At 63.6% G+C, this 9,277-nt stretch carries 8 protein-coding genes; 3 read left to right on the plus strand and 5 right to left on the minus strand.

The features are described from left to right. Positions 1-119: 119 nt before the first annotated feature. From aroA to CAK78_RS05210, 4 genes are all read right to left on the minus strand, one after another. The gene (gene aroA / locus CAK78_RS05195) at positions 120-1,403 is read right to left on the minus strand and encodes a 3-phosphoshikimate 1-carboxyvinyltransferase (protein WP_176452682.1); all 1,284 of its coding nucleotides are present in this window, start codon (positions 1,401-1,403) and stop codon (positions 120-122) included. Between the two features lie 171 nt (positions 1,404-1,574). Further along, on the minus strand, positions 1,575-2,663 hold the full coding sequence (gene serC / locus CAK78_RS05200) for a 3-phosphoserine/phosphohydroxythreonine transaminase (protein ID WP_005301608.1): 1,089 nt from the start codon (positions 2,661-2,663) through the stop codon (positions 1,575-1,577). Positions 2,664-2,887: 224 nt separating this feature from the next. Then, positions 2,888-3,814 carry an electron transfer flavoprotein subunit alpha/FixB family protein gene (locus CAK78_RS05205; RefSeq protein ID WP_094696591.1) on the minus strand — a complete coding sequence of 309 codons (927 nt, stop codon included), beginning with the start codon at positions 3,812-3,814 and terminating at the stop codon, positions 2,888-2,890. A gap of 100 nt (positions 3,815-3,914) precedes the next feature. Then, complete coding sequence (locus CAK78_RS05210) at positions 3,915-4,664, minus strand: electron transfer flavoprotein subunit beta/FixA family protein (RefSeq protein ID WP_005301613.1); 750 nt, start codon at positions 4,662-4,664, stop codon at positions 3,915-3,917. A gap of 123 nt (positions 4,665-4,787) precedes the next feature. Between CAK78_RS05210 and CAK78_RS05215 the strand changes: the two genes are divergently transcribed. The 3 genes from CAK78_RS05215 (at position 4,788) to CAK78_RS05225 (ending at position 8,447) form a co-directional block, all read left to right on the plus strand. After that, positions 4,788-6,431, plus strand: coding sequence for an electron transfer flavoprotein-ubiquinone oxidoreductase (locus CAK78_RS05215; RefSeq protein ID WP_094696592.1), 1,644 nt, complete (start codon positions 4,788-4,790; stop codon positions 6,429-6,431). A gap of 453 nt (positions 6,432-6,884) precedes the next feature. Next, positions 6,885-7,832, plus strand: coding sequence for a magnesium/cobalt transporter CorA (corA, locus tag CAK78_RS05220; RefSeq protein ID WP_005301617.1), 948 nt, complete (start codon positions 6,885-6,887; stop codon positions 7,830-7,832). A gap of 144 nt (positions 7,833-7,976) precedes the next feature. Next, positions 7,977-8,447 (plus strand): DUF2919 domain-containing protein, encoded by a 471-nt coding sequence (locus tag CAK78_RS05225; protein WP_176452683.1) that lies wholly within the window; start codon positions 7,977-7,979, stop codon positions 8,445-8,447. Between the two features lie 13 nt (positions 8,448-8,460). On the opposite strand, the gene CAK78_RS05230 is transcribed toward CAK78_RS05225, so the two are convergent. Further along, entirely contained in the window at positions 8,461-9,213 is a 753-nt protein-coding gene (locus CAK78_RS05230; RefSeq protein ID WP_094696594.1) for a hypothetical protein, read from the minus strand. Between the last annotated feature and the right edge of the window lie 64 nt (positions 9,214-9,277).

Raw genomic sequence — 9,277 nt, forward strand, 5'->3', positions numbered from 1 at the left:
AATTTTCTTAACCTACCTTGCAAGTTTAAATAATGCTGCTAAGCGAGGATGGAAAGAGGGGAACAGCAGGCCGGGGCAGCCCAAAGAAACAGGCCCGCAGCGAGGCGGGCCTGGTTGACTCATGCACGCTGGCTGATGCTGGCCAGCTTGTCGAAGTAGTCCGGGAAGGTCTTCGAGGTACACTTGGGGTCATTGATGGTGACAGCAGTATCGGACAGCGCCACCAGCGAGAAGCACATGGCGATGCGGTGGTCGTTGTAGGTATCGATGGCCGCGTGATTGAGCTGAGCGGGTGGCGTCACGGTAATGAAGTCACGCCCCTCCTCCACCTCGACCCCCAGCTTGCGCAGCTCGGTCGCCATGGCGTGCAGGCGGTCGGTCTCCTTCACCCGCCAGTTGTAGATGTTGCGAATGGAGGTGGGCCCCTCGGCGAACAGCGCCGCCACGGCGATGGTCATGGCTGCATCGGGGATGTGGTTCATGTCCATGTCGATGCCGTGCAGCGGCGCCTGCTCGGCCTCGATGAAGTCATCGCCCCAGGTGATGCGAGCGCCCATCTTCTCCAGCACGTCGGCGAAGTGGATATCGCCCTGAATGCTGTGCTTGCCGATGCCGGTGACCCGCACCTTGCCCTTGATGGCGCCTGTCGCGAGGAAGTAGGAGGCGCTGGAGGCATCCCCTTCCACTAGGAAGTCACCGGGACTGACGTAGGTCTGGTTGCCCTTGATGTAGAACAGCTTGTAGTTGTCGTGCTCGATGACCACCCCGAACTGCTTCATGATGTGCAGGGTAATGTCGATGTAGGGCTTGGAGACCAGCTCCCCCTTGATGTGGATGCGGGTGTCGCCCGCCGCCATCGGTGCCGCCATCAGGAAGGCGGTCAGGAACTGGCTGGAGACGGAACCATCGACGTGAACGTCGCCGCCCCACAGCCCCTTGGCATCCACCACCAGCGGCGGATAACCATCTTTCTTCAGGTATTGGATATGGGCACCCGCTTCACGCAGGGCATCCACCAGATGGCCGATGGGGCGCTCTTCCATGCGCGGTTCCCCGCCCAGGGTGTATTCGCCGGATCCCAGGCACAGCGCGGCGCACAGCGGGCGCATGGCGGTGCCGGCGTTGCCGAGGAACAGATTGATCGGCTCTTTGACGGCAAAACTGCGGCCCAGACCCTGCACTGTGCACTCGGTCTTGTCGGCGGAGAGCTTGTACTTGACCCCGAGCTGGGTCAGCGCCGCCAGCATGTGACGAATGTCATCACTGTCGAGCAGGTTGGTGAGCCGGGTGGTGCCACGAGCCATGGCTGCCAGCAGCAGGGCCCGGTTGGACACGCTCTTGGAGCCGGGTAGATTGACCTCACCGGCCACACGAGAAATAGGTTCCAAACGCAACGAATTCATAGACTTCCTGTACGCTCTCAAAAAATTGACCTGACCGGACGTTAGCAGCCCGCGCCCTGCTCGGCAAGACTGCACGTGGCACAAAAGCGGACCGCGGGGGCAGCCGGTCCGGCATCAGGGAAAAAACAGACGCCGGGGAGTCCCCGGCGTCGGCAATCGGGGAAACATGCCTCAGCCGTGACGCTTGGCAAAGCCGTCCATAAAGCTGACCAGCGCCTTCACCCCTTCCAGCGGCATGGCGTTATAGAGGCTGGCGCGCATGCCGCCGACGATGCGGTGTCCCTTGAGCGCCAGCAGGCCGGCGGCTTCCGATTCGGCCAGGAACAGCTTGTCCAGCTCGGCATTTTTCAGCTGGAACGGGATGTTCATCCGCGAACGGCAGCTGGCATCCACCTGGTTGCCATAGAAGCTGGACTGGTCGAGATAGCCGTAGAGGAAATCGGCCTTCGCCTTGTTGCGCGCTTCCATCGCCTCGAGGCCGCCCTGTTCTTTCAGCCACTCGAATACCAGCCCGGCCAGATACCAGGCGTAAGTGGGCGGGGTGTTGAACATGGAGTCGTTCTTGGCGGTGAGCTGGTAGTCAAAAATCGAGGGTACATCGGCGCGGGCCTGGTTCAGCAGATCGTCGCGCACGATGGCGATGGCCAGCCCAGAGGGGCCGATATTCTTCTGGGCGCCGGCATAGATGATGCCGAAGCGGCTCACGTCGATGGGACGAGAGAGGATGGTGGAGGAGAGATCCGCCACCAGCGGCACCTCGCCGGTGGCCGGGATGTCGAACATCTCGATGCCGTCGATGGTTTCGTTCGGGCAGTAGTGCACATAGGCCGCATCGGCGCGAAACGCCGGGGTCGGCAGCAGGTGGGAGATCCCCTGCTCGTTCTTGGCAACACCCTGGAAGGTCTGGATATCGCCATACTTTTTGGCCTCATCCACCGCGCTCTGGGACCAGACCCCGGTCAGCAGGAAGTCGGCCTTCTTGTTGGCTCCCCCCAGCAGGTTCATGGGCACCGCGGAGAACTGGCCACGGCCGCCGCCGTGCATGAACAGCACCTTGTAGTTGTCCGGCACCGCCAGCAGCTCGCGCAGATCGGCTTCGGCCTTCTCGGCGACCGCCATGTAGGGCTTGCCGCGGTGGGAGAGCTCCATGACCGAGGCTCCCAGCCCCTGGAAATTACAAAATTCGCGCTGGGCGCGCTCCATGACTTCGACCGGCAACATGGCGGGGCCGGCGCAGAAGTTGTAAATCTGTTTGCTCATGACGCTTTCCGTGAGTGGATGAGTGTGATCGATGACTTGTCTGGTTTTACACAAGTGCAGCCCCCGGATCAAAGGCTTTTTGGGAGCTGGCTCAACCTTTTGCCGACCCGCAGCCAGTGCTCTTGGCAAAAAAAAGCCCTGAACGGGTCAGGGCTTGCAGAGAACATGCGTGGAAATGAGCGCCTGCCGGCGCGCAATGCCACAGGCCCCCTTTTTTCACCAGGTTACAGCTTGGCGGTGAGCTCCGGCAGCAAGGTGAAGAGATCCCCCACCAGCCCGTAGTCGGCCACCTGGAAGATGGGGGCCTCGCTGTCCTTGTTGATGGCGACGATCACCTTGGACTCCTTCATCCCCGCCAGATGCTGGATGGCACCCGAAATGCCAACCGCGATGTAGAGCTCGGGGGCCACCACCTTGCCAGTCTGGCCCACCTGCAGGTCATTGGCGACAAAGCCCGCATCCACCGCCGCCCGCGAGGCGCCCACCGCGCCGCCCAGCTTGTCGGCCAGCGCCTCGATCAAGGAAAACTGCGCCTTGGAGCCGAGCGCCCGCCCGCCGGAGACCACCACCCGCGCCGCCGCGAGCTCGGGTCTGGCGGAGCGCACGGCGCGCCGCTCGATGAGGCGGGTACGGCAAGTCACCTCGCTCACCGGCAAGCGCTCCACCTCTGCCTGGCCGCCGCTCGCCGCCTTGGCGAAGGCGGTGGGCCGGATGGTCAGCACCTTGATGGGAGCGCTGCTCGCCACCCGGGCCACGGCGTTGCCCGCATAGATGGGGCGCAGAAAGGTGTCGCCGCTCTCGATGCCGGTCACTTCGGAGAGCATCTCCACCCCGAGCCTGGCCGCCACCCGCGGCAGCAGATCCTTGCCCTGGGTGCTGGCGGCCATCAGGCAGTGCTGATAATCCCGCGCGATGTGGGCCAAGAGCGGATCGACCCCGTCGCTCAGCCCCTCTGCCAGCATGGGGTGCTCGGCCAGCAGCACACGATTCACCCCCTGCAGGGCGGCGGCCTGTTCGCCCGCCTCGGTCAGCCCCTGTCCCAGCAACAGCAGATGCACTTCGCCGCCCAGCTGGCCCCCAGCGGTGACCAGACGGGCCACGTTGTCGGCCAACTGGCCCTGATGATGTTCGGCAATGATCAATACGCTCATGACTGCCCCTTGCTATCGTCCGTTGATGTCCCAGCCTGTGTGCCCATCACGCCCCCGAGCCTGTCGCCGGCGGGCGGGGTTCTGTTGATTGCTGGCAGCATCAGAGTACCTTCGCTTCGTGCTTGAGTTTGTCCAGCAGCTCGTCCACCGAGCCCACCATGATGCCGGCGCTGCGGGCCGCGGGGGCCATCACCCCGAGCAGTCGGGTCTGGCCGGCCGGCTCGACACCGAGGTCGGCGAAGGGCGCGCTCTCGAGCGGCTTGCGCTTGGCCTTCATGATGTTGGGGAGCGAGGCAAAACGCGGCTCGTTGAGGCGCAGATCCACGGTCACCACCGCCGGCAGCGCCATGCCGAGGGTCTCGAGGCCGCCGTCAATCTCGCGGGTCACCTGCAATTCCCCCTCCACCAGCTTGATGGCGGAGGCGAAGGTGGCGAGCGGCCAGTCATTGAGGGCGGCCAGCATCTGGCCCACCTGGTTGTTGTCGGAATCGATGGACTGCTTGCCGAGCAGCACCAGATCGGGCTTTTCCTGCTCGCATACCTGTTGCAGGGCACGCGCCACGGTGAGCGGGGTCAGAGTCTCGCCGGTCACATAATGGCGCGCCCGATCCGCCCCCAGCGCCAGGGCGTGACGCAGCTGTTCGGCCGCCGCCTCGGGGCCGAAGGTCACCACCACCAGCTCGCTCGCCACGCCGGCTTCGCGCAGCCTGACCCCCTCTTCCACCGCAATTTCACAAAACGGGTTGATCCCCATCTTGACGTTGGCCAGCTCCACGTCCGAGCCATCGCTCTTGACCCGGACCTTGACGTTGTAATCCAGCACCCGCTTGACCGCGACCAGCAGCTTCATGACGCGCATCCCTCGCTTCTGTTGAGTGAATCCATGAAAACCCTCACATTTTTTGCTTACATTTACTTTACGTTTACGTAAACTACCAGCACTACCCTAGGCCAAGTCGAGCACAGAGGCAAGATGGAACGCGAAGCAATGGAATTTGATGTCGTCATCGTCGGTGGCGGCCCGGCGGGACTCAGTGCCGCCATCGCTCTCAAGCAGCACAATGCCGAGCTGTCGGTCTGCCTGTTGGAGAAGGGAGCGGAGATCGGTGCCCATCTGCTCTCCGGCGCCCTGCTGGATCCCGTCGCCCTCAAGGAGCTGCTGCCAGAGAGCTGGCAACAGGCCCCGCTCGGGGTCGAGGTCAACGACGATCAGGTGCACCTGCTGCAAAGCGACAGCCGCGCCCTGCAACTGCCCAACTGGGCGGTGCCGCCGCGCATGCACAACGAGGGCAGCCGCATCATCAGCCTCGGCAACCTCTGTCGCTGGCTCGGTCAGCAGGCCGAGCAGCTGGGAGTCGAAATATACCCGGGTTTTACCGCAAGCGAACTCATCATGGAAGCGGGACGGGTCAAGGGTGTGATCACCGGCGATCTCGGGCTGGATCGGGCAGGCAATCCGAAAGCGGATCACGTGCCCGGCATGGCGCTGCTCGGTCGCTACACCCTGTTTGCCGAAGGGGCCCGTGGCCATCTTGGCAAGCAGCTGATCGCCGATTTTCATCTGGAGAACAGCGCCCAGCCGCAGCACTATGCCATCGGCTTCAAGGAGCTGTGGCAGCTCCCCCCCGGTCAGGGCAAAGCGGGCCAAGTGCTGCACGGCAGCGGCTGGCCGCTCTCCGAGGGGAAGGAGGACAAGAGCCAGGGCGGCTTCTATCTCTATCATCTGGAGCAGGATCAGGTGGCGGTCGGGCTGATTGTCGATCTCAACTACCGCAACCCCTGGCTCAGCCCGTTTGACGAGTTTCAGCGCCTCAAGCACCACCCGCTCATCGCCACGGCATTACAGGGGGGCGAGCGCATCAGCTACGGCGCCCGCGCCATCGCCAAGGGGGGCTGGCACTCCCTGCCCCGCATGCACTTTCCCGGTGGCCTGCTCATCGGTTGCGATGCCGGCACCCTCGACTTCTCCCGCATCAAGGGGATCCACACCGCCATGAAGTCCGGCATGCTGGCGGCCAAGACCGTCGCCATGAGTCTGCGCGGCGGCGATGAAGGGGGTCGGGATCTGGCCGAATACGACGATGCGCTGCACCAGAGCTGGCTGGCCCATGAGCTCAAAACGGCGCGCAATTTCGGCGCGGCCCTGCACCGCTGGGGCCCCTGGCTCGGTGGTGCCTTCAACTGGCTGGAGCAGCGGCTGTTCCCCCGCACCTCGCCGTTCACCCTGCTGGACAAGGAGCCGGACTACCGCCAGCTGCGCATGGCCAGCCGCTGCCAGCCCATCGACTACCCCAAGCCGGACGGCAAGCTCAGCTTCGACAAGCTCTCGTCTGTCTATCTGGCCAACACCAGCCACGACGAGGATCAGCCCTGCCATCTCAAGCTGCAGGATGAGACGATCCCGGTGGCGGTCAACCTGCCCACCTGGGCTGAACCGGCCCAGCGCTACTGCCCGGCCGGGGTGTTCGAGATCCTGGGCTCGGAGAGCCAGCCCCGCCTGCAGATCAACGCGGCCAACTGCATCCACTGCAAGACCTGCGACATCAAGGATCCGAGCCAGAACATCGTCTGGACGCCGCCGCAGGGAGGCTCAGGCCCCAACTATCCCAATATGTAACAGGCCGGCCCATGCAGACCTACGCAGATAACAAGGATGCACAGCCCAGAACATCGTCTGGCCGCTACCGCAGGGCGGCTGCGGCCCCAACTATTGCAATGTATGTGATGAAAGGCGCGTGGCCGGGGGCTGTCGCAGGGCGCTCGGGAGCCCGCCATCCCGGCCGGTGAACCCAAGTTCTCCCGCCTATCGGGGTGAATAAAGGAGGCGACGCCAGGATCGCCCGTTTCGAGGTCGGCGCGGCTGCTCCGACCTCGCTGTTTTTTTGAGCGAACAGGCTGAACCTCCGATGAATAGGCCCTGACAAGCGCGGCCCGCCCCTGTATAGTTCGCCGCATTCAGGTTTTCCATCGGCCCGTTCAGCTTGTCCACGGGATCGCTTTCTACGCGCTCTAAGGCCGCATGACCTGTGCAACCATCCCTGATTACCCATGACTTCTTAAGGGGGGACAGATGATCACCGCCTACATTCTCAATAACAAGGTACTGGACATAGTCACGCTCGGGCCTGACGACATAGTGCCTGACAACACAGTCTGGCTGGATGCCTACAAGCCGGACACGGCGGAACGAGAATGGTTGACGGGCCTGTTTCTGGAAGAGGTGCCCGACAAGGAGGAGCTGGATGACATCGAAGCATCCGCCCGTTTCTACTGGGATACCGACGGTCTGCACATTCACTCCCTGTTTCCCCAGCGGATCGGCCGTGACACCAAGGGTGTCCACGTCTCCTTTACCCTGCGCAACAACCTGCTGATCAGCATCCGCGAGGATGACATCGGACTGGTGCGCCTGCTGCGCCACTACATGCGTCAGGATCGGCTGGAGGTGGAGGATGCCCTCGACATCCTGCTGGAGGTGCAGAACCTGAAAGTGGAGTACCTCTCCGATCTTATCGAAGATGGCTACAAGACCCTGGAAAACACCGCCGATCAGATCTTCGAGCCGGATCAGATCAATCCCATGCTCAAGGAGTTGATGGCTCAGGAAGAGGCCAACGGCCAGATCCGTCTCTCCCTGCACGATACCCGTCGCGCCCTGCGCTTCTTGAAACGCAGCCTGCGCCAACGCATGACGGGCGAGCAGAACAAGTGGATCGACGAGATGCTGCACGACGTGGAATCCCTGCTGCCCCACACCCAGTTCCTGTTCGACAAGATCAACTTCCAGCTGGAGGCCTCCATGGGAGTGACCAACCTGGAGCAGAACAAGGTGATCAAGATCTTCTCGGTTGCGGCTGTCATCTTCCTGCCGCCGACCCTTATCGCCAGCATCTACGGCATGAACTTCGGTCGCATGCCGGAGCTCGCCTGGGAGTACGGCTATCCGCTCTCCCTGGTACTGATGGTGATGTCATCGCTCGGCACCGGCCTCTTCTTCAAGCGAAAAGGCTGGCTGTGACGCCGGCGCCCCGGCACAACAAAGAGATAAGCGGATTGGGGGGCCTGGCCCCCCGATTAATTCCCCCCCCCTGCCCCGCCTTGCAAAGGGCGCCCCATCGCCCCATATCCCCTTCATCCTTTGCACAGACGACCCCGGGCAACCATGACCCTCTACCCCGAACACAGATATGACGATCACGGCCAGCTGCGCCCCCCGCTCTGGTTCTGGCCCATCGCCCTCTTGCTGACCCGCTCGGTCTGGCTGTTTCTGATGGCCGGCGTCACCCGCGAGAGCGGCAGCGCCATCCTGACCCTCTTCTACCCGGACCGGCTCACCCTCTACATCAGCCTGCTGACCGACGTGCCCGCCATGCTGGCGCTGCTAGCCTGCGGTGGCACCTATCAGCAGACCCGCAGCTTCCGGGCCTGGCTCAGGCGCCACAGCCCCTTGCTGCTGCTCTGCTCTGCCGTCAGCGGCCTGCTGATGCAACTGCACAGCCTCAATCTGCAGAAGTGGTCGTTCAGCTGGCCCACCGCCCTGGTGCTGGTCGCCACCCTCTGGTCACTCTGGTATCTGCTGCGCAGTCGCCAGCTGCGTGAATACGCGGCCGATCAGCCCCACGCCGGCAACTGATCAGCCAGGCGCCTCACTGGCGGGTGACCCGGATCTGCAGGGTCTGGCGATCGCTCTGAGTACCGCCGCCCCCCTGCAACTGGGTGCCCAGGCTGCTGCCCTGCTGCGCCGCGCTGGTGGAGAGCTCCCCTACCGTCAACCACTGACCGGGGGCACCGCTCACCTCGGTGGCACTCTGCCCCCGGTTGATGGTGCCCTGCACCAGCCTGGCCTGCTCGCTGCTGAGCGCTATCTGTACCCTGTCGCCGATCAGGGTGGCGGTGGCGTAGAGGCCGTTCACCAGCGGCATCAGCCCCACCACCTGGCCACCACGCCACTGATAAAAGGTGACCGGCTGATAGGTGCCCATCTGCAATAGCACGGGTCGACCCGACAGGCCGCGTACCTGCCAGCTGTCGTTCTGGCTGCGCTGATACTGCTGGGCATTGCCCTCCAGCAGCCACTGCCGCTTGGCGGCATCCCGGCCCAGCCCCACCCCGGCCTGCTGGCTGCTGGAAGCGCCATCCACCCGCCACTCGATGAGCAGGCTCTGGGGCGGCTGGTTGAATTTGGCCAGCGCCGCTTCCGCCTCCTGCAGCTGGGCAGCGCTGCCGCTCAGCACCAGCTGGTTGCCCATGGCGCTCACCCCCAGCTCCGGATAGAGATCCTTGAGGGTCTGCACCGCCGCCTGGGTCTCGAATACCGGGATCACCTTCACTTCGGCCCGCAGCGGCAGGCACCAGAGCCCCCACAGCAGCCAGAGTCCAAGTCCGTGCCATCTTCTCATCTTCTCCTCCCGTCCCACTTGGCGGTCCTTCACGTCATCGGCCTGCTCATCACCTGGTCATCAT

It is taken from the genome of Aeromonas sp. A35_P, from assembly GCF_002259925.1.
GTDB lineage: Bacteria > Pseudomonadota > Gammaproteobacteria > Enterobacterales > Aeromonadaceae > Aeromonas > Aeromonas dhakensis.

Coding starts and splice junctions, on each gene's coding strand:
- CAK78_RS05230 (WP_094696594.1), bottom strand. CDS start 9,213: ATGAGAAGATGGCACGGACTTGGACTCTGGCTGCTGTGGGGGCTCTGG.
- CAK78_RS05210 (WP_005301613.1), bottom strand. CDS start 4,664: ATGAAGCTGCTGGTCGCGGTCAAGCGGGTGCTGGATTACAACGTCAAG.
- CAK78_RS05215 (WP_094696592.1), top strand. CDS start 4,788: ATGGAACGCGAAGCAATGGAATTTGATGTCGTCATCGTCGGTGGCGGC.
- corA (WP_005301617.1), top strand. CDS start 6,885: ATGATCACCGCCTACATTCTCAATAACAAGGTACTGGACATAGTCACG.
- serC (WP_005301608.1), bottom strand. CDS start 2,663: ATGAGCAAACAGATTTACAACTTCTGCGCCGGCCCCGCCATGTTGCCG.
- CAK78_RS05205 (WP_094696591.1), bottom strand. CDS start 3,814: ATGAGCGTATTGATCATTGCCGAACATCATCAGGGCCAGTTGGCCGAC.
- aroA (WP_176452682.1), bottom strand. CDS start 1,403: ATGAATTCGTTGCGTTTGGAACCTATTTCTCGTGTGGCCGGTGAGGTC.
- CAK78_RS05225 (WP_176452683.1), top strand. CDS start 7,977: ATGACCCTCTACCCCGAACACAGATATGACGATCACGGCCAGCTGCGC.